This is a genomic window from Streptomyces sp. RKAG293 (assembly GCF_023701745.1).
GTDB lineage: Bacteria > Actinomycetota > Actinomycetes > Streptomycetales > Streptomycetaceae > Actinacidiphila.
On the sequence record NZ_JAJOZB010000001.1, the window covers coordinates 1,352,350 to 1,377,984 of the forward strand.

At 74.2% G+C, this 25,635-nt stretch carries 17 protein-coding genes; 4 read left to right on the top strand and 13 right to left on the bottom strand.

What is annotated here, in order from left to right; translation table 11 throughout:
• Positions 1-64 precede the first annotated feature (64 nt).
• Positions 65-928, top strand: a complete 864-nt coding sequence (locus LNW72_RS06000) for an EamA family transporter (protein WP_250974413.1) — start codon at positions 65-67, stop codon at positions 926-928.
• A gap of 19 nt (positions 929-947) precedes the next feature.
• On the opposite strand, the gene LNW72_RS06005 is transcribed toward LNW72_RS06000, so the two are convergent.
• The 7 genes from LNW72_RS06005 to LNW72_RS06035 form a co-directional block, all read right to left on the bottom strand.
• The gene (locus tag LNW72_RS06005; protein WP_250974414.1) at positions 948-1,742 is read right to left on the bottom strand and encodes an acyltransferase; all 795 of its coding nucleotides are present in this window, start codon (positions 1,740-1,742) and stop codon (positions 948-950) included.
• Between the two features lie 115 nt (positions 1,743-1,857).
• Positions 1,858-4,737 (bottom strand): condensation domain-containing protein, encoded by a 2,880-nt coding sequence (locus LNW72_RS06010; RefSeq protein ID WP_250974415.1) that lies wholly within the window; start codon positions 4,735-4,737, stop codon positions 1,858-1,860.
• Positions 4,727-6,508, bottom strand: a complete 1,782-nt coding sequence (locus tag LNW72_RS06015; RefSeq protein ID WP_250974416.1) for a non-ribosomal peptide synthetase — start codon at positions 6,506-6,508, stop codon at positions 4,727-4,729. The genes LNW72_RS06010 and LNW72_RS06015 overlap by 11 nt, the downstream gene beginning before the upstream one ends.
• 66 nt (positions 6,509-6,574) lie before the next feature.
• The gene (locus LNW72_RS06020; protein ID WP_250974417.1) at positions 6,575-8,476 is read right to left on the bottom strand and encodes a non-ribosomal peptide synthetase; all 1,902 of its coding nucleotides are present in this window, start codon (positions 8,474-8,476) and stop codon (positions 6,575-6,577) included.
• A complete protein-coding gene (locus LNW72_RS06025) occupies positions 8,476-11,688 on the bottom strand; it encodes an amino acid adenylation domain-containing protein (protein WP_250974418.1) in 3,213 nt (1,070 codons plus the stop codon). Before LNW72_RS06025 ends, LNW72_RS06020 begins: the two co-directional genes overlap by 1 nt.
• Positions 11,689-12,024: 336 nt before the next feature.
• Entirely contained in the window at positions 12,025-13,335 is a 1,311-nt protein-coding gene (locus LNW72_RS06030) for a non-ribosomal peptide synthetase (protein ID WP_250974419.1), read from the bottom strand.
• A gap of 145 nt (positions 13,336-13,480) precedes the next feature.
• The gene (locus tag LNW72_RS06035; protein WP_250974420.1) at positions 13,481-14,803 is read right to left on the bottom strand and encodes an MFS transporter; all 1,323 of its coding nucleotides are present in this window, start codon (positions 14,801-14,803) and stop codon (positions 13,481-13,483) included.
• 349 nt (positions 14,804-15,152) lie between these two features.
• On the opposite strand from LNW72_RS06035, the gene LNW72_RS06040 reads away from it, so the two are divergent.
• Entirely contained in the window at positions 15,153-15,722 is a 570-nt protein-coding gene (locus LNW72_RS06040; protein WP_250974421.1) for a gamma carbonic anhydrase family protein, read from the top strand.
• Between the two features lie 37 nt (positions 15,723-15,759).
• On the opposite strand, the gene LNW72_RS06045 is transcribed toward LNW72_RS06040, so the two are convergent.
• The 5 genes from LNW72_RS06045 to LNW72_RS06065 form a co-directional block, all read right to left on the bottom strand.
• Positions 15,760-16,452, bottom strand: coding sequence for a DedA family protein (locus LNW72_RS06045; RefSeq protein ID WP_250974422.1), 693 nt, complete (start codon positions 16,450-16,452; stop codon positions 15,760-15,762).
• Positions 16,453-16,567: 115 nt separating this feature from the next.
• A complete protein-coding gene (locus tag LNW72_RS06050) occupies positions 16,568-16,915 on the bottom strand; it encodes a GNAT family N-acetyltransferase (protein WP_250974423.1) in 348 nt (115 codons plus the stop codon).
• 7 nt (positions 16,916-16,922) lie between these two features.
• Complete coding sequence (locus LNW72_RS06055; protein WP_285369328.1) at positions 16,923-17,984, bottom strand: hypothetical protein; 1,062 nt, start codon at positions 17,982-17,984, stop codon at positions 16,923-16,925.
• Positions 17,981-21,499 carry a DNA polymerase III subunit alpha gene (locus tag LNW72_RS06060; RefSeq protein ID WP_250974425.1) on the bottom strand — a complete coding sequence of 1,173 codons (3,519 nt, stop codon included), beginning with the start codon at positions 21,497-21,499 and terminating at the stop codon, positions 17,981-17,983. Before LNW72_RS06060 ends, LNW72_RS06055 begins: the two co-directional genes overlap by 4 nt.
• A gap of 227 nt (positions 21,500-21,726) precedes the next feature.
• Positions 21,727-22,179, bottom strand: coding sequence for a DUF4442 domain-containing protein (locus tag LNW72_RS06065; RefSeq protein ID WP_138355457.1), 453 nt, complete (start codon positions 22,177-22,179; stop codon positions 21,727-21,729).
• 124 nt (positions 22,180-22,303) lie between these two features.
• Between LNW72_RS06065 and LNW72_RS06070 the strand changes: the two genes are divergently transcribed.
• Both LNW72_RS06070 and LNW72_RS06075 read left to right on the top strand, forming a co-directional pair.
• A complete protein-coding gene (locus LNW72_RS06070) occupies positions 22,304-23,392 on the top strand; it encodes a hypothetical protein (protein ID WP_250974426.1) in 1,089 nt (362 codons plus the stop codon).
• An 81-nt stretch (positions 23,393-23,473) separates the two neighbouring features.
• The gene (locus tag LNW72_RS06075) at positions 23,474-24,823 is read left to right on the top strand and encodes an MFS transporter (RefSeq protein WP_250974427.1); all 1,350 of its coding nucleotides are present in this window, start codon (positions 23,474-23,476) and stop codon (positions 24,821-24,823) included.
• Here LNW72_RS06075 and LNW72_RS06080 read toward each other — a convergent pair.
• A complete protein-coding gene (locus tag LNW72_RS06080) occupies positions 24,763-25,611 on the bottom strand; it encodes a fused MFS/spermidine synthase (RefSeq protein ID WP_250974428.1) in 849 nt (282 codons plus the stop codon). The genes LNW72_RS06075 and LNW72_RS06080 overlap by 61 nt on opposite strands.
• Between the last annotated feature and the right edge of the window lie 24 nt (positions 25,612-25,635).

Consider the following 25,635-nt stretch of genomic DNA (forward strand, 5'->3'; position numbering starts at 1 on the left):
ATTTGAGTGCACTACGGTGTGGTGTACCAACACGTTCATCACACTGTACTGCGGGGGAAGTCCCATGACAGCGGTTCTCGCGCTCGCCACCAGCCTGCTCTGGGGGCTCGCCGACTTCGGAGGCGGGCTGCTCACCCGCCGGCTGCCTGCGCTCGTCGTGGTCGTCGCCTCGCAGATCGCCGCCGCCATCGTCCTCGGCGTCATCGTCGTGGCGACCGGGGCGTGGAGCGAGATCGGCCCGCAGCTCTGGTACGCCGTCGCCGCCGGTGTCGTCGGACCCGTCGCGATGATCTGCTTCTACAAGGCCCTCGCCCAGGGCCCGATGGGTGTGGTCTCGCCGCTGGCCACCGTCGGCGTCGTGATACCGCTCGGCGTCGGGCTGACGCTCGGCGAACGCCCCGGGCTGCTGCAGTACGGCGGGATCGCGGTGGCCGTCGTCGGCGTCGTCCTGGCCGGCGGCCCGCAGCTGCGCGGCGCGCCCGTGCAGCGGCAGACGGTGCTGCTCACCCTCGTCGCCGCCTTCGGTTTCGGCTCGGTGTTCGCGCTGATCGCCGAGGCGTCATCGACGCTCACCGGACTGTTCCTCGCGCTCTTCGTCCAGCGGGTGTGCAACTCACTGGTCGGCGGAGCGGCGCTGGCCGTGGCCGTACGGCGTGACCCGGCCGCCGCCCCCGAAGGCGGCATGGCCGTGGTGTGGGCCGCCATGCCGGCGCTCACCCTGGTCGGCCTCGCGGACGTCGCGGCGAACGGCACGTACTCGCTGGCCGCCCAGCACGGCCCGGTCACCGTCGCCGCGGTACTCGCCTCGCTCTACCCGGTGGTGACGGCGCTCGCCGCCCGGGGCTTCCTCAAGGAACGGCTGCTCGCGATCCAGGCGGCGGGCGCGGGACTCGCGATGGCCGGCACGATCCTGCTCGCGGCGGGATAGCCGGGCCGCGAGCAGGCCCTCAAACCGCCGGATCCGGCGCGCGGTCCGCCCGGTCCGTCCGGTCGTCGAGTGTCCCCGGCCCGTCCTCGACCCCGGCGAGCGCCATCAGCTGCTCGGGGGTGATCCCCTCGGGTATCGGCACCGGCGGCGGCGTCCGCAGCGGGGGCTGCCAGCCGGCCTCGGGGTCCCACCGGCGGACGATCCTGGCGGGAGCGCCCGCGACCACCGCGTGATCGGGCACGTCCCCCCGCACCACCGCGCCGGCCGCGACCACCACATTGCGGCCCAGCCGGGCGCCGGGCAGGATGACCGCTCCCGTGCCCAGCCAGCTGCCGGACCCGATCTCGACGGGCGCCGAGCGCGGCCACTGCTTGCCGACCGGCTCGTGGGGGTCGTCGTAGGAGTGGTTGTCGCTGGTGACGTACACATAGGGGCCGGCGAAGATGTTGTCGCCGAAGACCACCGGCGCCGAGGCCACCACGTGGCTGCCGCGGCCGAGCACCACGCCGTTGCCGAGCCGCAGGACCGGATCGGGGCCGAGGTCCAGGTCCGGCATCATGCCCGCGGTGAGGGTCACCTGCTCGCCCACCACGCAGTGCTCCCCGATCTCGATCCACTGCTCGCCGAAGACCGTGCCGAGCGGGAACGCCAGCCGCGAGCCCGTGCCGAAGCTGCGGAAGCGGTAGGGGCCGGGGCGCTGCGCGGTCACCGCGCCCGCGTTCTGCACCCACCGCCATCCACGGTGGACCAGACGGGAGGCGGTGCGGCGGCGCCAGGCCGCCCAGGAGGAGAACACGTTCTCGTTCTTCGGCACGGGATCACCGTATACGGTGCCGCCCGCCGGTGAAGTCCCGGATGTGAGGGCGCGTGCGAAGAGGGGATCCGGCCGTACGGAGGAGCCGCGCGGACCGCCGCGGCTCCTCCGGGTATCAACGCCCGGCGGAGCCGGTCATCGCGGCGAGTACGGAGTGCCGGTCCTCGCCGGGCCGCTCGTCCAGCGCGGTGGCCAGCCGGCCGGAACCGTAGTGCCATCGGTGGTCGAGGTCCGGGTGCACCCGGTCGACCAGCCGGATCTCGCTGTCGCTGCCGAGAAGCCCCTTCAGCTCGGCGGCCAGCTCGGGCCAGCCGACATGTCCGCTCACCGCGTTGGCCACCCCGTGCACCGGGGTGCCCAGGCAGTCGGTGACCGCGCGCGCCAGGGCGGCGGCGTGCACCCATGGGGCGCCGTACCAGTCGTGGCCGGCGGTGCCAGGCCGCGGCAGGTCGATCGGCTCCCCGGCGAGGGCCGCCTGGTAGAGCAGCCCGGTCGCGCCCCAGCGCAGCTGGTCGCGCAACCGGTCGTGCGGACCCCAGACGATGGGCGAGCGCACGACGCTCGCCCCGCCCCGGCCGCCGGTGCCCGCCGCCCGCATCAGCAGCTGCTCGCAGTCGAGCTTCGCCTGCCCGTACGCGCTCAGCGGCCGCTCCGCCGCCGCTTCCTCGGCCACCCGCGGGCCGCTGGGCCGGCCGTAGGCGTCCACGCTGCTGACGAAGACGAACGGGCCGCGGTTCCAGGCCTCCACCATCGCGGCCATCGCCGCCACGTCCACCTCGGGACGGGTGAAGGTGCAGGCTGCGTGGATCACCGCGTCCGCCCTCCCGACGGCGGCGCGCAGCCCGTCCAGGTCGGTCAGATCGCCCTCGACGACCTCCACGCCCTCCCCCGCGACCAGGTGTGCCGACTCGGGCCGGGACAGCGCCAGCACCGGCCGTCCCCTGGCGGCCAGTTCGCGCAGGACGAAGGCGCCGACACCGCCGGTGCCGCCGGTCACCAGGACCGTGCCCTCACGGGTCCGCCGGGTGCGGGTCGCCGGTGTGCCGGTCGCGGCCGCCAGCCGTTCCCGTTCTGTCTCCCGCGCGTCCAGCAGCGTCGCGATCGCTCGCGGAGTGCGGTGCTCCATGACGTCCAGGCCGGTCAGCGGCAGCTTGAGTCCGGTGCGCAGCCGCTCGGCGAGCTGAACGGCGATCAGCGAGTGGCCGCCGAGTACGAAGAAGTCGTCGTCAGCGCCGGGGACGCGGCCCAGCAGCGCCGTGAACGCCGCCGTCACCGCGTCGGCACGGACGCCGCTCGGTGCGGGCGCGGGCGGGGCGCCGGGCAGCCGGGCCGTGTCCAGGGTGCCGTCGGCGGTACGGGGCATCGCGTCCAGCAACGTCACTGCTGCCGGGACGAGTTCACGGCTCAGGCCGGCCCGCAGGTGCGAGCGGAGTTCGACGGGCGAGGGCCCGCCGGTCCCGCGCAGGACGGCGTAGGCCAGCAGCGGTCCGCCGGCCGGGGCCGGCACGGCGGCGTCGGCCACCAACGGGTGTGCGTGCAGCAGCACTTCCGCCGGATGACCGTCGGTGGCCGGGGTGCCGGCGGCCGGGAGAACCGGCGGACCGCCGGGCAGCCGGGACAGCCGGAGCTCCGGGTCTGCGGCGACCGCGGCCAGCAGTCCGGCGAAGCCGTCCGCCAGCCGCTCCCCCGCCGCGTCGTCGAGGGCGGCCCGGCCGTACTGGACCAGGCCGGTGGGACAACCGGTGTCGGACAGGCCGAACGACAGGTCGAACTTGGCCTCGCCGAGCGCCACGTCGACCGGTTCCGCGGCCAGACCGGGCAGCCGGAGCGCGGTGGGCTCGCCCAGCACATCGGCGGTGACCCGGACCAGCGGTGTGCCGTCGGCGTCCCGGGCGGCGGCGCCGAGCCGCTCCAGGACCAGGTCGAACGGCACGTCACGGTACTGCTGTGCCTCCAGCAGGGCATCCCGCACCCGGTCCACCAGCGTCCCGAACTCCGGGTCGCCTGACAGCTCCACCCGGATGGGCAGGGTGTTGACGCACAGACCGACCAGGCCGCGCATGGCGGCGCCCTCGCGGTGGGTGCCGGCGCAGCCGATCACCAGGTCGTCCTCGCCGGTGAAGCGGTGCAGTGCGGCGAAGGCGGCGGCGAGGGCCACGGTGAACAGGGTGGCCCGGTGCCGCAGGCCCAGCTCGCGCAGAGCGGGCAGCACCTCCTCGTCCAGCGGCGTGCTGTGCACGGCGGCGGGCCGTGCGGTCAGGTCGGCGGCGGGCAGCGCGGGGCGGGGCAGGCGCAGCGGGGCGGCGCCCGCCAGCCGGTGCGTCCAGTGCGCGAGCCCTTCGTCGAGCCGGCCGGCCGCCGCGTGCTCGCGGACCGCGAAGTCCGCGTACTGCGGCGGCCGGGTCAGCTCGCACGGGGTCCCGCCGACGGCCGCCGCGTACAGCTCGGCCAGTTCGGCAGCGACGGTCTCCAACGACCCGCCGTCGATGCTGATGTGATGGAACGTCACCAATACGGTGTGGTCCTGCGGACCGTGCCGCAGCGCCAGGGCGCGCGGCAGGGGGCCGGCGGCGAGGTCGAACGGTCGGCGTGCCTCCTCGGCGAGGGCGGACAGGCCGTCACCGACGGCGTCGATCACCGGCACGGCGATCGCGTCCGGTGCGGGAAGCGTCTCCTGGTACGGCTCGTCGCCGTGCTGCCCGTAGCGCGTGCGCAGGATCTCGTGGCGCTGGACGAGCGTGGTCAGCGCGGTGCCCAGGGCGTCCAGGTCGAGCGGCCCGCGCAGCCGGGTGGCGAACGGCACGCTGTACAGCGAGCCGCCCTGGCCGAGCCGGTCCATCAGCCACATGCGGCGCTGGGCGTGGGACAGCGGTGTGGGCCCCTGGCCACGGGCGGCGGGCGCCGGTTCGGCCGGGCGGGCGTTCTTACGGGCGCGGGCCCGGCGCAGCAGCTCTTCCTGCAGGGCGGCGGAGCTGGGGTGGGTGTCAGTGGCCATCGGTGTCCTCCGGCGCGTCGGGGTGGAGGTCGCTGTGGTTGGCCAGCAGGGCGCGTTCGACGAGCGCGGCGTGGCCGGCGACGGTGGGAGCGGCGAAGAAGTCGGGCAGCGACAGCGTCACTCCCAGCTCCTCGCGCAGGTCGTCCGTGACGATCAGCGCGAGGAGGGAGTGGCCGCCGTAGGCGATGAAGTCGGCGTCCGCCCGGGCCACTTCGCAGCCGAGTGCGTGGCTCCACACCTCGGCGACGGCCTGCTGGAGCGGGGTCAGCGGCTCCGCACGGTCCTCGGTGGCGGTGACGCCGCGCAGGTCGGCGAGCGCACGGCGGTCGACCTTCCCGGACACGGTCAGCGGGAGCCGTTCGACGAAGGTCAGCTCGTCCGGGACGAGGTGCGCGGGCAGTTGTTCGGCGAGCCGGGTCCGCAGGGTCTCGGCGCGGGGCACGGGTCCGGGCGCCGCCACCACGAAGGCGGCCAGCCGGGCGTCGTCCGCCGCGGGCCGCCGTACGGTGACGGCGGCGTCGTCCACCTCGGGCTGCTCGCGCAGCAGGTGTTCGATCTCGCCCGGTTCGATCCGGAAGCCGCGCACCTTGACCTGGTCGTCGGCACGGCCGTGGAACTCCAGCACGCCGTCCTGGCGGCACGAGACCAGATCGCCGGTGCGGTAGAGCCGGCCCAGCGAGGCGTGCTCCACGAACCGCTCGGCGGTCAGCTCCGGTCGTCCGGCGTAGCCGTTCGCGAGCCGACTGCCGCCGATCCACAGCTCACCGCGTGCACCGTCCGCGACCGGCCGGCCCGCCTCGTCCAGCACATGGGCCGTGGCTCCCGCGCACGGGCGGCCGATCGGCACCGGTCCTTCGCAGTCCGCGTCGGTGACGCGGTGGGTGGTGGCGAAGGTGGTCGTCTCGGTCGGGCCGTAGCCGTTGACCAGTTCCAGCCAGGGGAACGCGCGCAGTACCGCGCGGGCCTGCTGGGCGGCCATCGCCTCACCGCCCACGACGACGGTGCGGAGCACCGAGAACAGCCGGGAGCGGCGGGCGGCGAGCTGGTGGAACAGTGCGGTCGTGAAGAAGGCGACGGTCACGCCGTACCGCTCGACGTGCTGCGCGAGGTCCTCGAACGACGGCCGCTCGGTGGTGCACACCACGACGGAGGCGCCGTTGGCGAGGGCCGCCCACACCTCGAAGGTCGAGGCGTCGAACGTCGTCGGCGAGTGGAACAGCACCCGGTCCCGGGCGGTGACGGTGACGTAACCCGGGTCGGTGACGAGTCCGGCGATGCCGCCGTGCGTGACGGTCACGCCCTTGGGCAGGCCGGTGGAGCCCGAGGTGAACAGGACGAGCGCCGTCGCGTCCGGGCCGGTGTCGGCGGCGGGTATCTCCTCGCCGGACAGCAGCGGGTCCTCGGGCAGCGCCAGCGTCACTCCGGTACCGGAAGCGGACGCGAGCAGCTTGCTGTCGCCGACGGTCAGCGTCGTCCCGGAGTCGGCGAGCATCGCCTCGATACGGGGGCGCGGGTGCGCCGGGTCGAGCGGTACGCAGGCCGCGCCCACCCACCACAGGGCGAGCTGGGTGACCAGGGTGCGGGCCGAGCGCGGCATCAGCAGCGCCACCCGGTCGCCGGGGCGCACCCCGTAGGTGTGCAGGTGCGCGGCCAGACAGCGGGCGGAGGTCACGAGCTGCCGGTACGTCAGGGTGGTGTCGCCGTCGATCACGGCCAGCGCGTGCGGGGTCCGTTCGGCGTGCCGGGCCACCAGGGCGGGCAGGGCGGTCACGGGGTTGTCCTTCCGGTCGTCGGGGTCTTCCGGACGTCGGGGATCCGCGGGGAGGAGGCCGTCATCTCAGACCACCGCCGGTGACGCGGCCGCGCGGCGCTTGTCGAGCACGGCGGCCACCGCGCGGAGGTCCGGCTGCCGCAGCACCTCGGGTGCGCGCAGCCTGGTGCCCGTCTCGCGCTCGATGGCGGCCAGCAGCCGGGCCGCGATGATCGAGGTGCCGCCCACCGAAGTGAAGGCGTCCTCCAGCGCGGCGTCCGGGCGGTCGAGCAGGTCGCGGACCACCCGCAGGACGAGCCGTTCGCTGTCCGTCGCGGTGTCGTCCGGAGCGACAGTGCCGGCGGTCGGGCCGGACGCGGCCACCTCACCGGCGAGCAGCGCGGCGCGGTCCACCTTGCCGTTGGCGTCCAGCGGGAAGGCCTCGACGATCCGTACGGTCGAGGGGACCGCCTGCTCGGGCAGCCAGACCCGGACCGCCGACAGCAGGGCGTCCGCGGTCGGGGCGGCGCCGGCCGACGGCAGCACGAACGCCACCAGCCGGGTGCGGCCGTCGGCGGAGCGGGGCGCGGTCACGACCGCGCTGCGTACGTCCGGGTCGTGCTCGAACGCGGCCTCCACCTCGGCCGGTTCGATCCGCACACCGCTGATCTTCACCTGGTCGTCGAGCCGGCCGAGGAATTCCAACCGCCCGTCGTCCAGCATCCGCACCCGGTCCCCGGTGCGGTAGAAACGGTCAACGCCCGGTGCGTCCAGCCCCTCGGGCGGTGCGGTGAAGCGCCGGGCCGTGAGCTCCGGGTCCAGATAGCCGATCGCCAGACAGGCGCCGCCGATGACCAGTTCCCCCGTCTCGCCGCGGGCGGCGATGCGACCGTCCTGGCCCGCGACGACCACCGTGGTGCCGGGCAGCGGGGAGCCGATCGGCGGCGCGGTCGCGTCGTCCGGCTCGTTGTCGGTGGGCCGCATGGCGTGCGTGGTGGTGATCACGGTGGCCTCGGCCGGCCCGTAGGCGTTGTGGACGGTGGCGGTCACGTCCTGGCCGGGCCTGCGGCGCATCCGGTCGCCGCCGACGACGAGATGACGCAGTGGCAGATCCTGCGGCCAGGGCCGGTCCAGCACCGGCTCCGCCATCGGGGTGGCCGCGACACAGACGGTCACCCCGGCGTCCCGCCACCAGTCCGTGAGCTCGGCGGGGTCCCAGCGGACCGCGTCGGGAGCGGGCACCAGCGCGGCACCCGAGGTCAGTCCGGCCCACAGCTCCAGTACGTGCGGGTCGAACGCGACGCCGATCAGCAGGGACTGCCGGTCGCCGGGGGCCAGGCCGGTCTCGGCGCGGTACCAGTCGAGCAGCGTGGCCAGGGCGGGCTCCGCCACGGCGAGCGTCTTGGGGCGGCCGGTGGATCCGGAGGTCAGTACGGCGTAGAACGCCTCCGGCGGTGCCGGGCGGGCGCCGGCCGCGGGCGGGGCGAAGGCGGCGACGACCGTGGCCGCGGCGTTCGTTCCCTCAGCGGGCAGCGGCAGTTCGATCCGCTCGGCGGCCTGGTGGTGCGCGGGCAGTACGGCGGGGTCGCCGATCAGGCAGACCACCGCGACGTCCTCGGTGACCGCCCCGATGCGGCGCTCTCCGGGGCGGGGGCCCAGCGGCAGATAGACCGCGCCGAGCCGGGCCAGCGCGATCGCGGTGACGGCGAGCGCGGCCGAACGGTCCAGGCAGACACCGACGATGTCGCCGGGACGTACCCGGCCGTCGAGTGCGCGGACGAGTTCATCGGCCGCCTCGTCCAGCTGCCGGTAGCTCCAGGTGTGGCCGCCGTCCACCACGGCGGGGGCCTGCGGGGAGCTGCGGACCCAGTCCTCGTAGCGGGAGAGCACGCCGGAGGCGGCGGTCGCGGGGAGCGCCGCGCCGTGGGCCACGCTTGGCCGGGTGGTCAGCGTGTCGGTGGTCATGTCGGTGATCAGGGTGTTCGTCATCACGACTCCTTCGGCGTGGATGCGGCGGCGGATGCGGCGGCGTACGCGGCGACGGGCGAGGGGGCGAGCGAGTCCAGGGCGCGGGCCTGGTCGGCCAGCACCGGGTTGCGGAACAGCAGCCGCAGCGGCGGCCGTTCACCGAGCCGCGGTTCCAGCCAGGCCGCCAGATGCGCGGCGAGCACGGAGTGCCCGCCGATCTGGAAGAAGTGCGAGGACGCGGTGAACCGGCGGTGGCCCAGCACCTCGCTCCAGCCCTCGGCGAGCAGCGCCAGCGCCGGGTCGGCGGCGAACGCGGCCGGGTCCAGGTCCGGGGCGGCCTCGTCCGCGGGGGTCGTGGGCTCCAGCGCGGCGGCCAGCCGGGCCAGCGCGACCCGGTCGGGCTTGCCGCCGGCCAGCGTCGGCATGGCGTCCAGCCGCGCCCAGCGGCCGGGGACGAGCGCGCCCGGCAGCCGGTGGCTCAGCTCGAGGTGCATCATCTGCTCGTCCCACGGCTCCCGGTCGTCGGCGCTCTCCAGGAAGCCGACCAGCCGGGGTCCGCCGGCCGCCTCGCGGTCCAGGACGACCGCGCAGGACCGGCCGCCGAGCACGGCGGAGGCGGCGGCCTCCACCTCCTCCAACTCGATCCGGTAGCCGCGCAGTTTGATCTGGTTGTCCCGCCGTCCGAGGAAGTGCAGGAGCCCGTCGCGGCCCCGGTAGCCGAGGTCGCCGGTGAGGTAGACCCGCTCGCCGCCCAGCGCCGGGATCGTCACGAAACGAGCCGCGGTCGCTTCCGGGTTGCCGACGTAGCCCTCGGCAAGACCGGCTCCGGCGATGGCCAGTTCACCGACCGCGCCGGCCGGCAGCGGACGGAGTGCCGTGTCCAGGACGTGGATCCGCTCGCCGGGCAGTTCGGTGCCGAGGGGGATCTCGGCGCCGTCCGCCAGGTTCTCGCGGGTGATCTCGTGCACGGTGGAGCTGATCGCCGCCTCGGTCACGCCGTAGACGTTGAGCACGGTGGCGTCGGTGTCGGCCAGGAACGAGCGCATCGCGTCGGCCGGGATGCGCTCACCGCCGAGCACCAGCAGCCGCGGCGCCCAGCGGCGGTCGCGCAGCGCGGGCCGCAAGTCCTCGCGGGTGGCGAGGAAGTAGCTGGTGGGCAGGTTCGCGACGGTGACCCGGGCGGCGGCCAGCAGCTCGGCCAGCTCCGCCCCGGTGGGCACTTCCCGCTCCGGTACGACCAGGCAGGCGCCGGCGTACAGCGACGGAAGGACCTCTTCGAGGGCCACGTCGAACGACGGCTGGGCGAAGAGCAGCACCCGGTCGCCGGCCGCCAGCGCGAACCGGTCCGCGGCACCGGTCAGATGGTTCTCCAGCGCGGCCCTGCCCACGGCCACGGGCTTGGGTATGCCGGTCGATCCGGAGGTGTGGATGATGTACGCCGCACCGGGCACCACCGCGGCCGGGCGCGCGGCCGGGTAGGAACCGGCGTCGAGCGCGGTCACCGGGAGGCCTGCGGGCAGCGTCACCCCGGCGGCGGCGGAGGTGAGCACGAGCGCCGGACCCAGCCGGTTCAGCAGCAGTTCCAGCCGGGACTCCGGGTCGGACGGGGAGAGCGGGCAGTACACCGCGCCGGTCCGCAGACAGGCCAGCAGCGCCACCACCGAGTCGGCGCCGCGCGGCAGCACGACGGCGACCGGCTGACCGGCCGTCACGCCCGCCGCCAGCATCCGCCGCGCGACCGCGGCGACCTGCTCGTCGAGGTCCCCGTAGGTCAGCCGGCGGGCGCCGATCAACAGCGCGGGCAGCGAGGAGTCGTGGGCGGCGGCCGGGTCGAGCGGATCCGGGCCGGAGGACGCGGCGGGCTCGGCCGGCACCGGTACGGCGGCGGGTGCCGGGAGCGCGAGGTCGGCGAGCAGGGTGCCGGGAGCGTCCAGATAGGCGCGCAGCAGGTCCAGGAAGCGCTCGGTGAGCAGCTTCGCGGTGTCCTCGCCGAAGAGGTCGGCGTCGTAGTCCCAGACCAGGGTCATGCCGCGTGCGCCGTGCCGGGGGCTCACGCCGCGCCGGTCGTCCGGGAGCAGCACGACGTCGAGGTCGAAGCGGGTGGTGCCGGTGTTGAACCCTTCGAAGAGCGTGACGTCCAGACCGGGCACGTCGATCTCCGGCAGGGCGGCGTCGTGCGCGCTGAACATGACGCTGAACAGCGGGTTGTCCGCACCCGAGGTGTGCAGGCCCAGTGCGCGCGTCAGCTCCTGGACCGGCACCTCCTGGTGCGGCAGGGCACGGAAGAGGGTGTCGGTCACCTCGTCCATGGTGTCCTCGGCCGGGGCCGCCGGGTCCAGCCGCAGCCGCAGCGGGATCGTGTTGACGAACATGCCCACGGCGCCCTCGAAGCCGCGCGGGCGGTTGCCGACGGCGGTGCCGACGACCATCTGTTCACGCCCGCTGTGCCGGCGCAGCAGTTCGGCGAAGAGCCCGAGCAGCGTGGAGAACGGGGTCAGTCCGCGGTCCAGGGTGTGGGCGCGCAGCCGCTCCGTCAGATCCGCGCCGATCGACTGGCGCAGCTGCCCGCCGTGGTGCCGGCGCCGCGCGCCGGGCCGTGCCAGACCGGGCAGCGGCATGTCGAAGGAGGCGTCGCGCAGTTCGGCCGCCCAGTACTCCAGGCTCGACCGCCGCTCCGCGGTCGCCCGGTCGTCGTCCGCGTCGAGGGAGCGTACGTGGTCGACGTAGGAGATGGCGGGCGGCAGCGCGGTCGGCTCACCGAGGACGTGGGCGCGGTAGACGGTGAAGACGTCGCCCAGCAGGATCGCGAAGGAGTGCCCGTCGTGGATCAGGTGGTGCTCGACGTGGATGAGCCGGTGCTGGTCGTCGGCGAGCCGGGCCAGCGTCCAGCGCAGCAGCGGCGCCTGGTACGTGTCGAGCGGGGTCTCCGCCTCGGTGCGGAGCAGCCGCGCGAACGCGGCCTCGGGGTCCGCCTCCCCGGTCAGGTCCACGGTGCGCAGCCGCGGCTCGCAGAGGTCCGCGGCGCGCTGCATGGGCATCGAGCCGGGGACCGCCACGAGTTCCAGCCGCAGTCCGGGGTGGCGGTCGAGGGCCGCGGCCAGTCCGCGGCGCAGCGCCTCGGTGTCCAGCGTGCCCCACAGGTCGAGGGAGGCGGTGAAGTTGTAGGCGCGGCTGCCGGGCTGCACTTGTTCGTGCAGCCAGACGATCTCCTGCGACGGAGAGAGGGGGAGCATCGGCGATCCCTGGGGTTGTCGGGTCGGTGTCTTCGGGTGCGGGCGGAGGCACGGTCGTGCTTCCGCCCGCGGTTCGCCGGCCGGTCCGCGGATCACGCGGTCCGGGCCGGCCGTGCTGGTTCAGGGCAGTAACGGTTCAGGACGTGCTGGTTCAGGGCGTGCTGGTTCAGGGCGTGCTGGTTCAGAGCGTCCTCAAGGCGTCACGGCCCTACGGCGTGACGGCGTGACGGGCGGGACTGCGTGATGTCGCGCGCCGCTTCGTCTGCGGCGGTTGCGGCCGCTGTGGGTGCGGTGGTGACTGCGGGTGCGGGTGCGGGTGCGGGTGCGGCTTGTGGGTCAGCCGACGGGGACGTCGGCCCGGACGGGGGCGCGCACCGCGTCGCGGAAGACGGCGAACCCGTCCCGGGCCGCGGCGTCGTCGAGCACCGTGCGGTCCCACACCATCCGGATGTGGAGTTCGGATCCGTGGGTGACGGAGACCGCGAACGGGGCGCGCACCTGCCGGCCGTCGATGTGCACCTCACGGCCCTCCACCCCGCCGAGCCGCAGCGCGGGACGGCGCCGGGCGTCGTCCACCGTCAGCAGTCCGTCCAGCCGGCCGGACCACTGGGAACCGGCCGAGCGGGCGGCGTGCACCACTTCGTCGAAGGGGGTGTCGGCCCGGTCCAGGTCGTCCCACCACTGGGTGGCCGTCTCGTCCGGGGCGTGCGGGACGTCGACCGTCGCGGCCGGGAAGACCACGGTGTTGAGGAAGCAGCCCAGGACCGGCGGTGCGCCGGCCGGGCGGCCGCCCCACGGGTAGCCGATCGGCAGCACGTGGCCGGCCCCGTACAGCACCCGGGCCGCGGCCCGGCAGGCGTCGAGCAGGGCGGGGAACGGTACGCCGGACGCCGGTGCGGGCAGCCGCAGTTCGGCGGCGCCGGTGGGCAGGGAGCCGGTGACGGGGGTCCGCGGCGGGAGCTGCGGGGCCCGTTCGTGCACCACGCGCAGCCGGTCGCCCCAGTACTCCAGCGCGCCGGAGGATCCCGCGCGCTGTTCGGCGTCGAGCTGCAGCTGGACCGCCTCCCGGTAGGCGGCGAGTTCCGCGGCCGCCTCGGCGGGCTCCGGGCCCGCGGATCCCGGCTCGTCACGGTAGGCGGCGGTGAGTTCCTCGACGATCCGGGCGAGGGACTGGCCGTCGCACGCGGTGTGGTCAAGGACGACGGCGAGCACCTCGTCCCCGGCGGCCGGCCCGTCCTGGACCAGGTACAGCCGCAGCGGCGAGCCCTGCGCGGTCCAGCCGGCCAGGACCCGGCGCAGCGCGGTGGCCGCGTCCTCGCCGGGGGCGCGGACGACGTGTTCCACCGGTACGTCGGGCTCCGTCAGACGGAGCACGGGGGTGCCGCGCAGCACCTCCGGGCGGGCGCGCAGCACGGGGTGCAGGGCGGCCAGCCGGTTCGCGGCCGCGCGCAGCCGTACCGGATCCACGGTGCCGCCCGGGAAGGCGAAGAACATCGGGACGATGTCGGGCCGGCCCGAGGGGTCCATGGCGCGCACGAGCACGAAGCGCCGCTGGGCTCCGGTGACGGGCAGGAGGGAGGTACCGCCGTCGTCGGCGGCAACGCGCTGGTAGCGGGCCAGGTACTGGCCCGTGATGGTTCGGGGCATGTGATCCTCTCTGACGTGGCAGGGCGGTTCGGGACGGAGCGTTCCGTGACGTGCCGGTTCCGGGCGTGGCGGTTCCGGGCGTGGCGGTTCCGGGCGTGGTCGGGCCGGGCGATGGGTCCCGGGTCCGGCCGGACGCCCCACCGGGTCAGCTGACGGAAGCGGGCTCGCTACGGCCGGCGGAGGCGTCGGAGCCGCCCGCGACGGCGTCCTCGAGGTCGTCCGGGGCGGCCGGCAGATCGCGCATCCGGCGCAGTGGGGACAGCAGCAGCCGCAGTGGTACGACGAGGAACCCGATCGCGCAGACCCACAGGGCGGCGCGCGCCCCGAAGCCGTCGGCCACGGCGCCGCCCACCAGGGCCCCGAGCGGCAGCGTGCCCCACACCAGGAACCGCAGGGTGGCGTTCATCCGGCCCAGGAGCCGGGGCGGGCAGAGCGTCTGACGGAAGCTCACCTGGGCGACGTTGTAGACGACCGCGCCGAAGGAGACCACTCCGGAACCGACGGCGAACAGCACGGCGGCGGCTCCCCGGCCTGACAGCGGCCACAGCAGCGCGAACGGGCCGGTCACCAGGGCGGACAGCCAGATGATGCGGGCCTGGCCGAGCCGGGCGGCGAGCCTGCCGGCGCAGAGCGCACCGGCGAGTCCGCCGGCGGCGGACGCGGAGAGCATCAGACCGATGGCGGCCGGCTGCAGCCCGATCACCCGTACCAGGAAGATGGTCTGAGTGGCCATCAGCATCGCGGTGAAGAAGTTGCTCAGGCCGGTGCTGGTCGCGATGACGCGCAGCAGCCGGTGGCCGAGCACGAAGCGCAGCCCCTCACCGATCTCCTTGCGCAGCGAAGCGCCCGGCACCGGTTCCGGCTTGCTCTCCGGCTTGTCGATGCGCGACAGGAACAGTGCCGAGACGACGTAGCCGATCGCGTCGGCCCCGATCGCCAGGTGCGCCCCGACCAGCTGTACCAGCCCGCCGCCGAGGCCGGGACCGGTGACCTGGGCGGAGGAGCGGACCGTCTCCAGCGCTCCGTTGGCCGCCATCAGCTGTTCCCTGGGCAGGAGTTCGGGGAGATAGCTCTGGTCGGCCACATCGAAGAAGACGGTCGCGGCGCCGGTGACCAGGGCGACGACGTACAGCTGCACCATCGTCAGGACGTCGGCGACCGCGGCCAGCGGGACACTCGCCATGGCGAGCGCCCGCACCATGTCGGCGCGGATCATCAGCGAGCGCTTGCGCATCCGGTCGACCAGCGCCCCTGCGGGCAGGCCGATCAGCAGGAACGCGGCGGTCTCCGCGGCGGTGAGCAGCCCCACCTGGAACGCGGGCGCCTTGAGTTCGAGGACCGCCACCAGGGGCAGCGCGACCAGGGTGACCTGGGCACCGACCTGGCCGGCCGCGGCGCCGGCGAGCAGCAGACGGAAGTCGCGCATGCGCAGCGGGCCGCTCGACGCGGTTCGGGGTAAAGGGGACATGTGCCAGACCTTCACCGCAAACGCCGTTAACAGTCAAAGCGCAAAGAACACTTTCGGTCGAATCTTTTGCACTACCTCCACTAAATCAGCAAATCTTCCGTCGGATCCGGGCAACCTCGGGATGAACTATGCACGTTGGGGCCCCGCGACAAGAGGATCGGACAGCCCCCGCACGGCCGGGGCCGGACGATCACCGGCAACGCGCCAGGAATCGCACCTCTGACCGAAAACAGTCCCTGCCCCGCTTCGATGCCGTATGCACCTACCGACCCGTCGCCGGGACCGGCCCGTCATATACCGTGCTGCTCGACAGCGAAGGCGCGGATGCGCGGATGCGAGGGTGGATTCCATGGCGGAGCAGGCACTGATTGCCGATGTGGCGGGGCGCAAGCCCCAGGTGGATCCGGCGGCGTTCACCGCGCCCACCTCGGTCGTCGTCGGCGACGTCACGATGGCGGCCGGCTCCAGCGCCTGGTACCACGCGGTCCTGCGCGGCGACTGCGAGTCGATCAGCATCGGCGCCGACAGCAACATCCAGGACAACTGCTCGGTGCACGCGGACCCCGGGTTCCCCGTCGTGGTCGGCGAGCGGGTCTCGGTGGGTCACAACGCGGTGCTGCACGGCTGCACCGTCGAGGACGACGTACTGATCGGCATGGGCGCCACGGTCCTGAACGGCGCGCACATCGGGACCGGTTCGCTGGTCGCCGCGGCCGCGCTCGTACCGCAGGGGATGCGCGTACCGCCGGGGTCACTGGTGGCCGGGGTGCCGGCCAAGGTGCGGCGTGAGCTGACCGCGGAGGAGCGGGAGTCGGTGCTGCTCAACGCCGCGGGTTATGTCGAGCTGTCCCGCGCCCACCGGGCGGCCTTCGAACCGGCCACTGAAGAGCCGGCCGGGGAACCGGCCGACGGGGCCTGAGCGGCCCCGTGCCCGGTCCGCCGGGCCCTTCGCGAGGTCACTCGCCGGTGGGGGCCACCACGGCTTCGGCCGTGCCTTCCACCGGCGTTCCCGGCGTCGCCGATGCGTCCGCCTCCGGCGTCTCATCCGGTGTGTGGGCCTTGGCACGCCGCTGGACGAAGAGGAACGAGGCGATCCCGAACAGCACGGCCGCCGCCAGACCGAAGTAGCCGAACCGCTTGATCCACGGTTCCGCCACCACGCCGACGTTGTAGATGACGGCGGTGGTGCCGCCCGCCCAGACGATGCCGCCGAGGGCGTTCGCGATGAAGAACTTCCAGTACGGCATCTTCAGGACGCCCGCCAGCGGGCCCGCGAAGATCCGCAGCAGCGCGACGAAGCGGCCGACGAAGACCGCCCACATGCCCCAGCGCTCGAACGACCGCTCGGCGGTGGCGACATGGCCGGGCGAGAAGTGCTTGGGGAACTTCCGGCCGAGCTTGTCCAGCAGCGGTTTGCCACCCTTGCGGCCGATCGAATAGCCGATGGAGTCACCGATCACCGCGCCCGCGATGGCGCAGGCACCGACGATCCACGGGTTGATCGTGCCCTGCGAGGCCATCAGTGACGCGGTGACGAGGACGATCTCGCCGGGCAGCGGGATGCCCAGGCTCTCGATCCCGATGACCAGCCCCACCACCAGGTAGACGGCGAGCGGCGGAATCGTCTCGATCCATTCCTGCACGTGCACTGCCGAGTCCTCCCCTGGACACCATCCGGACCGTGCGCCGCGGCCCACGTCAGTGAAGCCTAACCGAACCGCTCCGCACGGCAGTGCGGCCGGCGGACCGCTCCCCCGGCCCCTCTCACCACAGGTCGGGATCGGCCAGGAGCCGCTCCTGCGCGCGGGCCGCCAGCGCGGGATCCGGCTCCGGGGCCAGGTCGGAGTGCTTGACGGACCAGGCCGCCACGTACGGGCACAGCGGTACGACGGCCCGGCCCTCCGCGGCGGCCAGCTCGTACAGCGCCCCGGCGAGCGCGCCCGCGATGCCCTCCCCCTGGTGCCCCGGCTCGACCACCGTGTGCACGGCGACCAGTGCGCTCCCGCCACCGGTCCCGTCGTCCTCCAGCACGAAATAGTTGATCCGGCCGATCAGTTCGTCCCCGGCCCATGCCCCCAGGCGGCCCACCGCCCGCTCGTCACGAATGTCCATCCCTCCATCATGCGCGACGGGGCGCCCGGTGCGCGGTACCGGCGGGCCGGACGGCGGCGGGGCCGAAGCGGGCGCGGGCGCGGTCGGCGGCGGCCTCGATCAGCCGGGACTTGTCGTCGCCCGGTTCCAGGCTCAGCTGCCGGGCGGTCAGCTCCTCCGCCAGCAGGCCGTCGGCGCGCAGCGAAAGGGTGCGGACCCGGGCCCGCTGCAGGCCGAGCGCGTCGTAGAGCTGGTAGGCGGTGGTCCGCAGCACCGCGCTGTGCCCCGACGACTCGTGCAGGGTCCGGGTGCGGGTCGTCGTCGAACGGTCGGCGTAGCGGACGGTGAGGGTCAGGGAGCGGGCCGCCTGGCGCTCGGTGCGCAGCCGGGCGCCGAGTTCCTCGGTGAGCGACAGCAGCGCCCGGCGGTGCCGCTCCGGATCCAGCTCGTCCTGTCCGAAGCGCCGTTCACCGCCGATGGAACGGGCGGGGGCGCCCCGGACGACCGGCGTCGGGTCGATACCGCGGGCCCTGTCGTACAGCCGCCGGCCGGCGGTCGCGCCCAGTGCGCGCTGCAGGGTGCCCAGCGGGGTGGCGGCGATGCGTCCGACGGTGTCCAGCCCGTAGCCGGCCAGGGTTTTCGCGGAGGCGGGTCCGATGCCGTCCAGCGCGGCGGCCGGCTTGTTCCGCAGGAAGTCCTCGACGGCCGGCCCGTCACCGCTCAGCACCCGGACCGCGCAGGCGGGGCCGTCCGCGGCGGCCATCCGGGCCAGCAGCGGGTTGGGCCCGACGCCGATCGTGGAGTCGACGCCGTGCAGGGCCAGGGCCCGCACCCGGATGAGCTGGGCGAGGCCGGCGGCGTCCCGGTCGAAGTACCGCAGCGCGCTGCGGACGTCGGCGAGGGCCGCGTCGGGTGGCAGCGCCTGGACGACCGGGGTGATGCCGCGGAGCAGGTCGAGGAGCATCTCGTAGACGTCCTCGGGCGGCACGGAGCCGGCGGGCGCGTGGAGGTGGACATAGAGGATGTGCGGCACCGGACCGGCTCCCCTATCGACCGGGTGAGCGGCCCGGCCGGCTGGGTGGCGGCTCATCCTGCGCTCCCCTGGCTGGAGTGCCACAGCTTTCTGCTGGGGGCGGTGCGGTCGCCGGGCGGCTGGAGGTCGGCCCAGGGGTGCAGCTCGGCGCCCGTCTCGTGCCGGATGCGCCGGCCGCCGACCGGATCGGCCGCGTCCGCGCCGGGGCGTGCGCCCGGGTCCGCGGTCGACCCGGCGGCCGCATCAGCCGTCGAATCGGCCACTGGTCCGGCCGCCGGCTCCGCGAGACGGGCGGCGACCGCCGCGAGGCCGCCGTCCTGGTGCAGGTCGGCGAGTTCCGCGAGGTCCCAGGCGGCGGAGCCGACGACGCTGAAGGCGCGTTTCCCCCGCCGCTGGAGGGTGCCGCGGACCAGCAGCAGGCCGGAGTGGAACACCGTGTGCGCGGCCTGCTGGTGGCTGTCCTCGAAGAACGCCAGGTCCACGAGGCCCGACCCGTCGTCGAGCGTCACGAAGATGATCCGTTTCCCGGACGCGATCGGCGGTGTCTGGGTGGAGGCCCTGATGCCCGCGACGAGCACGGTCTCGCCGTGCCGCACCTCGTGCAGCCGCCGGGCCGGCGTCGTGTCCAGTTCCTCCAGCAGCGCGTGGTGATGCTCCATCAGATGCTGGGTGGTGTCCATGCCCAGCACCTCCAGTTCGGCGCCGGTCCGCTCACCGGCGTTCATGTCGGGCAGGCCGGCCGGGACCGCGGACTCCTGCGCGGCGAGCGCGAGTTGTCCGCCGGGTACGGCGGCGCGCCCCTGCCGGTGCAGTTCGGAGACCTGGAGCAGCAGGTCGCGGCGGGTGAGCCCGGCGGCCAGCGGGTCGAGCGCTCCCACCTGGACGAGGCGTTCCAGCACCGGACGGGACGGCCTCGCCCGCTCCCACAGGTCCGCCGGCGAGGAGTAGGGCTGCCCGGCCTCGATCCGTCCGGCCTCGGCCTCCGACATGCCGCGCACTTCGGAGAGGGCGAGCCGCAACCCCCACTTATCAGACTCCAGTTCGATTACATAGGCGGAGCGCGACGCGTTCACGTCCAGCGGCAGGATCGGCACACCGTGCCGGCGCGCGTCCGCCAGGATCACCCGCTTCGGCCACATCCCCGGATCGTGTTCCAGCAGCCCGGCGTAGAGCGCCGCCGCGAAGTGCGCCTTCAGCCACGCCGACTGCAGCGCAGGAACGGCGAACGCGGCGGCGTGGGCGCGCGCGAAACCGTAGGCGCCGAACGCCTCCAGGATCCCCCAGACCTCGGCCAGCACCGCCGGCGCGTAGCCGTGCGCCGCCGCTTCGCGGTGGAACCACTTCCGCACCTTCGGCCGCCGGACGGGGTCGGCCAGACAGCGCCGCGCCTCCTCCGCCAGGTCGGGCTCACAGCGGGTCAGCGCGGCGATGATGCCGATGATCTGCTCGTGCCAGATCGTCACCCCGAAGGTGTCCCGGAGCACCGGCTCCAGGTCCCGGTGCGGATACCGCGGCGGCCGGGTGCTGTGCCGCGCGGCGATGTACTGCTCCGGCATGCCCCCGGCGACCGGTCCGGGACGGAACAGGCTGATGTCGGCGACGATGTCGTCGACGGTGGTCGGCTGCAGCCTGGCCAGCAGGTCGCGCTGGCCGGGCGATTCCAGCTGGAACATGCCGAGGGTGTCCGAGGCGCGGATCAGCTCGAACGCCGCCGGGTCGTCCGGCGGCACCTGGGCGCGGTCCTCCAGGTCGATGTCCCGGCCGGTGGCCCGCCGGATCTCGGCGGTGGCGTGCGCCATCGCCGACCACATGCGCACGCCGAGGATGTCGAGCTTCAGCAGGCCCATCGCCTCGACGTCCTCCTTGTCGAACTGGCTCATCGGGAACGCCTCACCGCTGGTCGGCATCACCGGGGTGCGGTCCAGCAGGGACGCGTTCGACAGCAGGACGCCGCACGGGTGCATCGCCACCCCGCGCGGCAGCCCGTCCAGCGCCTCGACCAGCTCCCACAGCGGGCCGTACCGGTCCGCGTGGGCGGCGACCTCCCGCAGTTCCGGCAGTTCGGCCAGCGCCCCCCGCACATCGCGGGCCCGGATGTGCGGAAACGACTTCGCCAGCCGGTCGATCTCCCAGGGCGGCAGGGACAGCGCGGCCCCGGTGTCCCGGATCGCGTGCCGGGCGCGGTACGTCTCCGGCATCGCGACGGTCGCGATCCGCGCGGGGCCGAAGCGGCCGATCACCGCGCGGTAGACGTCGAGCCGGCGGGCCGACTCGGTGTCGAGGTCGATGTCCGGCAGGGAGTGGCGGCGCAGCGACATGAACCGTTCGAAGACCAGATGGTGTTCGAGCGGGTCGACGTTGGAGATGCCCAGCGCGTAGTTGACCATCGACCCGGCGCCGCTGCCGCGGGCCGCGACCCGGATCCCCAGGTCCCGGGCGTCGGAGACCACGGAGGCGACGGTGAGGAAGTACGTCTCGAAACCGAGCTTGCCGATGATCGTCAGTTCCGCGTCCAGCCGGCGCCGGGCGTCCGGCGCGTGCTCCAGGCCGCGCCGGGCCAGACCGGCTTCGGCGCGCTCGCGCAGCACCCGGCCGGCGGTGGCCGCGGTCGCCCCGGCCAGTTCGGGTTCCGGGAAGTGCGGCCTGCCCATGCCCAGATCGGCCTTCGGGTCGATCCGGCACGCGTCCGCCGTCTCCCGCGTCGCCGCCAGGAGCCGGGCGGCGCCACCGCGCCCGCGCCCGGCGGCCCCGGCGATCCGTTCCGCGGCCCGCGCCATGTCCTGCGGGCTCTTCAGCCAGCGCTGTCCGGAGTCCAGCCGGCGGCGGTCGATCGGCCGCAGCAGCCGGGCCGCGTCCAGCACGTCGGCCACCCGGTGCTGCGCGGGATCCGCGTAGCGGACCGCGTTGGTGACGACGGCGGGGATGCCCAGCCGGTCGGCCAGCCCCACCGTGTGCGCGGCGAGCCGCAGGGAGCCCGGTCCCGCACCGGGGATCCCGTGGTCCACCGCTTCCAGCCGCAGGTCCTCGCCGAACCGCTCGCGCCACGGTGCGAGCAGTCGCTCCGCGATGTCCGGGCGGCCCGCGGACAGCGCCCGTACCGGCTCGGAGGCCGGTCCCAGCAGCACCGTCAGACCGTCGGCCGACTGCCGTTCCAGGTCCGCCCAGCGCAGCAGCGGGCGGTCGCCGCCCGCATGGGCGGCGCTGACCAGCCGGCACAGCGCGGCCCAGCCGGCCGCGTCCCGCGCCAGCAGGACGATCCGGGGCGCCGACTCGTCGATGTACGCGCCACCGCGCACCGGGGTGCGCCGCCGGGCGGGGGCGGTCCCGGGAGCCGGGCCGAGGACGGAAACGGGAGGGGCGGGTTCGACGGCGAGGTCCACGCCGAAGACCGGGCGCACACCGCCCGCGGTGCATGCCGCCGCGAACCGCACGAGGCCCGAGACGGTGTCCCGGTCGGTCAGCGCGAGGGCGTCCATGGCGTGCCACGCGGCCCGCTCGGCGAGGGCCCCGGGGTGGCTGGCCCCGTAGCGGAGGGAGAAACCGCTCGCGGTGTGGAGGTGCGTAAACGACATACACGCCTCCTGCCGCTCATGTGCCCCCTGCCCCCGGTCCGACCCTCGGACCTGCCTCTTCACCATAAACCACAGATCGAATCTTTGTTCGATCAGCAGTGGTCGGTGAGGGGTGACAAGACCCACCCGGCGTCCGTCGGCGGCCCGGATGACGCACAAAGGGCGCGGCCGGATGAACCGGCCGCGCCCTGAGGAGACGTGCGGCGGACCTGGCCGCCCGGAGTGGATCAGCGGTTGAGGCGCAGCGTCCAGATGATGCTCATCTCGCCGGTGACCGCGCCGTCCTCGCGGCGGATCGTGACGCGGACGGGGAACTCCGGGCGCTCGCCCGCGTCGAGTTCGGCGACGACGTCCGCGACGGGGCGGCCGAGCTCCGCGGTGGCCGTGACCGGGCCCATCGCGAGCTTCGCGTACGCGATCTCCGCGCGGACCGCGAGCGGCACGGCGCGGGAGAGCTGGTCGCCGAAGGCGCTCAGGACGATCGCACCGCTGGCGGACTCGGCCAGGGTGAACATGGCGCCGGCGTGCGGGCCGCCGACGTGGTTGTGGAAGTCGGGCTGGTCGGGCAGCGTGACGACGGCACGCTCCGCGCTGGTCTCCCCGAACTGCAGGTTCAGGGTGCGGACCATGGGCACAGTGGCCGCAAGCAGTTCGCCGGTCGAAGGCAGGGTCTCGGACATGCCTGGATGTTACCAGCGAGTAGTAACCCTGCCCAGGGCATCCGTGGGGCCGTCAGCATAAATTACTGACCAGTAATGAGGGGCGGCGTGGAACCGGAAGCCCTCACCCCTAGTGTTTCTGGCCATGTGGCCAGGAGAGCAGCAGCCCGGGGGACAGCAGTACCCACAGCAGAACCCACAGGGGCAGTACCCGCAGGACCCGAACCAGCAACCGCCGTACCAGGCGCCGTCGCCCTACCAGACGCCGTCCCCGTACCAGACACCCGGCTACGGCTACCCGCAGCAGCCACCGCAGCAACAGCCGCAGCAGGGGCAGTACCAGCAGCCCGGACAGCCGCCCGGCCCGCCGCCGCAGTGGGGACCGCCCACCATGCCCGGCGGCCCCGGCCCCGGCGGCCCGCAGCCCGGCAACCGCAAGAACATGACGATCGCCGTGTCGATCGTGGCCGCCGTGGCGGTGATCGCGGCCGTGGTCATCGGCGGCGTCTACCTGTCGGGGGACGACAAGAAGGCCGACGTCGCCGACCCGAGCGCCGGCCCGAGCGTCTCGCAGAGCGCCAAGCCGACCCCCACCCCCTCCGCCTCGAACACCACGGCGGCGGGCACCGGCGGGACCGGCGACGACTCGCGCGGCGATCCGAACGCCGTCGAGATCAAGCCCGTGGTCCCGGGCTGGCAGGTCGTCCGGCGCACCGAGCGCAACGTCGCCTTCGACGTGCCGGCGAACTGGACGCTGGCCAGCGAGGGCACCCTCATCGGCTTCGAGGACAAGGGCAAGCCCGCCGTCACCATGGGCGCGCCCGCCTTCTACAAAGAGAACTGGTGCGACAAGGACGAGCGCGCCGCGGTCGGGACCAAGGGCGCCAACGGCGCCAAGAGCGTCCAGGAGGCCGCCGAGGTCCAAGCCGAGTCGTGGGCGTACTGGGGATACCAGGAGGACGGCAAGGTCACCGTCGCCAAGACGGCCGCCAAACCGTTCAGCAACTCGCACGGCATCACGGGCTTCTCCTCCTCCGCCACCGCGAAGAACGTGCCCAAGAAGAACAAGTGCACGTCCGACGGTGTCGTCTACACGGTCGCCTGGGTGGACTCCACCAAGGCCCTGACCGTGTGGGTGCTGTACGCCGACCGCGGCGCGGGCGTCACCGACGGGCTGCCGGACGCGACCATCACCACCATCATGGGCAGCATCCGCGAGCTGAAGAAGAAGTGACCGCCGACGGCGGTGGGCCGGACGGGTGCCCACCGCCGAAATCCGGTGGCACCGCGGCGGACGGGCCGCGATAGTCGCCGGGTGACTCCCGACGCCGCACTCCGGTCCCCCGGCCGCCCGCCCCGACTGCCCGCCTGGGCCGGGCGGGACTTCCGGCTGCTGACCGCGGCGTCCATCATCACCAGCCTCGGCAACTCCGGGGCCCTGATAGCGGCCGCCTTCGCGGTCATCGAGTCCGGCGGGAGCGCCACCGACGTCGGCCTGGTGGCCGCGGCCCGCACCCTCCCGCTGGTGGTCTTCCTGCTCATCGGCGGAGCGCTGGCCGACCGGCTGCCCCGCAACCAGGTGATGGTCGCGGCGAACGTGCTCAACTCCGCCTCCCAGGCGGTCTTCGCCGCCCTGATCATCTCGGGGCACGCGCAGCTGTGGCAGATGGCCGCGCTCACCGCGGTCGGCGGTACCGCGCACGCGTTCTTCGCCCCCGCCTCCGAGGGCATGCTGCTGGCGACCGTCGACCCGGCCCACGCCAACAAGGCGTTCTCGGTCTTCCGGGTGGGCATGAACGGCGCGAACATCGGCGGCGCGGCGCTCGGCGGCGCCCTGGTCGCCGCCATCGGCCCCGGCTGGGTCCTCGCCGTCGACGCGGCGGCCTTCGCGGTCGCGGCGGCGCTGCGCTCGTTCCTCACCGGTACCGCGAACCTGCGCACCGAGGCCGGCGGGGGCATGCTGCGCGATCTGCGCGACGGCTGGCGGGAGTTCGCCTCACGGCGCTGGCTGTGGGGCATCGTTCTGCAGTTCTCCGTCGTCAACGCCGTCTTCACCGCCTCCGAGGCGGTCTACGGACCGCTCGTCTCCGACGAACGGCTGGGTGGCGCCGGCCCCTGGGGCCTGGCGCTGGCGGCGTTCGGCGCGGGCACGGTGAGCGGCGGTGTGCTGATGATGCGCTGGAAGCCGCGCCGCATGCTGCTGGCCGGCACGCTCAGCATCTTCCCGATGGCGTTGCCGCCCGCCGCCCTGGCCCTGGTGGTGCCCGCCGCCGGGCTGGCGGCGCTGATGTTCGTCACCGGCGTGGCGGTCGAGGTCTTCGCGGTCGGCTGGATGCTCGCCCTGCACCAGGAGATCCCCGGCGACAAACTGTCGCGGGTCTCCTCGTACGACTGGTTCGGCTCGGTCGCGATGATCCCGGTCGCCACCGCACTGGCAGGACCGGTCATGAACGCGGTCGGCCGGTCCACCGCCCTGTGGGGCTGTTCCGGGCTCGTCGTCCTGCTCACCGCCGCGGTGCTCCTGCTGCCCGAGGTCCGCCGGCTGACCCGCCGCGAGCCCGCCGCGGTCCACGGGACGGCGGCGGAAGAGGGCGCCGGGCCGGCTCAGCCGACGGTGAAGGCGCCGTCCGGCGGCTCGGGCGACGGCACCGCCGTGGCGTCGTAGACCGGGGACGCCCCGGCCGCGAGCCGGGCGAGGGCCTTCCCGTCGACCACCCGGGCCGGAAACGCGTCGGCCGCCGCCAGCCGGGCGAGCCGGTCCAGCGGGAGCGGGCCGTGCGAACCGAGCAGCACCGCGTTGCCGAAGCGCCGGCCGCGCAGCATCCCCGGCTCCGCGATCACACAGAAGTGCTCGAAGACCTCGCGCACGGTGGCGATCTGCGAGCCGAGGAACGCGAACGGCGCGGCATCGGCGAGGTTGGCCAGATACAGGCCGCCCTCCGCACGCACCACGGACGCGGCCGACCGCAGGAACTCCACCGACGTCAGATGCGCCGGCACCCGCGAGCCGCCGAACACGTCCGCCACCAGGACGTCCGCACTGTCCGGCAGCGCCCGCTCCAGCCAGCCGCGCGCGTCGTCGGTGTGCACGACGACCGCCGGATCGTCCATCGGCAGGTGTTCCGACACCAGCGCCACGAGCCCCCGGTCGGCCTCCACCACGTCCTGCCGCGATCCGGGGCGGGTCACGGACAGCCGGCGCGGCAGGGTCAGCGCACCTCCGCCGAGGTGCACCACGTCCAGCGGCCGGCCCTCGTCGAAGACCGCGTCCACGGCGTGGGCGAGCCGCCGCACGTACTCGAACTCCAGGTACACCGGGTCGTCGAGGTCCACGTACGACTGGGGCGCACCGTCAACGGTGAGCAGCCAGGCCCGCGCCCGGTCCACATCGGGCAGCAGCTTGGCGGTGCCGAAGTCCACGGCACGGGTCACCGGTATCGGTTCTGGATCCACCGCGTCATTGTCCCAAGCCGGACA

Coding starts and splice junctions, on each gene's coding strand:
- LNW72_RS06000 (WP_250974413.1), top strand. CDS start 65: ATGACAGCGGTTCTCGCGCTCGCCACCAGCCTGCTCTGGGGGCTCGCC.
- LNW72_RS06010 (WP_250974415.1), bottom strand. CDS start 4,737: ATGGCCACTGACACCCACCCCAGCTCCGCCGCCCTGCAGGAAGAGCTG.
- LNW72_RS06020 (WP_250974417.1), bottom strand. CDS start 8,476: ATGACGAACACCCTGATCACCGACATGACCACCGACACGCTGACCACC.
- LNW72_RS06025 (WP_250974418.1), bottom strand. CDS start 11,688: ATGCTCCCCCTCTCTCCGTCGCAGGAGATCGTCTGGCTGCACGAACAA.
- LNW72_RS06030 (WP_250974419.1), bottom strand. CDS start 13,335: ATGCCCCGAACCATCACGGGCCAGTACCTGGCCCGCTACCAGCGCGTT.
- LNW72_RS06035 (WP_250974420.1), bottom strand. CDS start 14,803: ATGTCCCCTTTACCCCGAACCGCGTCGAGCGGCCCGCTGCGCATGCGC.
- LNW72_RS06040 (WP_250974421.1), top strand. CDS start 15,153: ATGGCGGAGCAGGCACTGATTGCCGATGTGGCGGGGCGCAAGCCCCAG.
- LNW72_RS06050 (WP_250974423.1), bottom strand. CDS start 16,915: ATGGACATTCGTGACGAGCGGGCGGTGGGCCGCCTGGGGGCATGGGCC.
- LNW72_RS06055 (WP_285369328.1), bottom strand. CDS start 17,984: ATGAGCCGCCACCCAGCCGGCCGGGCCGCTCACCCGGTCGATAGGGGA.
- LNW72_RS06060 (WP_250974425.1), bottom strand. CDS start 21,499: ATGTCGTTTACGCACCTCCACACCGCGAGCGGTTTCTCCCTCCGCTAC.
- LNW72_RS06065 (WP_138355457.1), bottom strand. CDS start 22,179: ATGTCCGAGACCCTGCCTTCGACCGGCGAACTGCTTGCGGCCACTGTG.
- LNW72_RS06070 (WP_250974426.1), top strand. CDS start 22,304: ATGTGGCCAGGAGAGCAGCAGCCCGGGGGACAGCAGTACCCACAGCAG.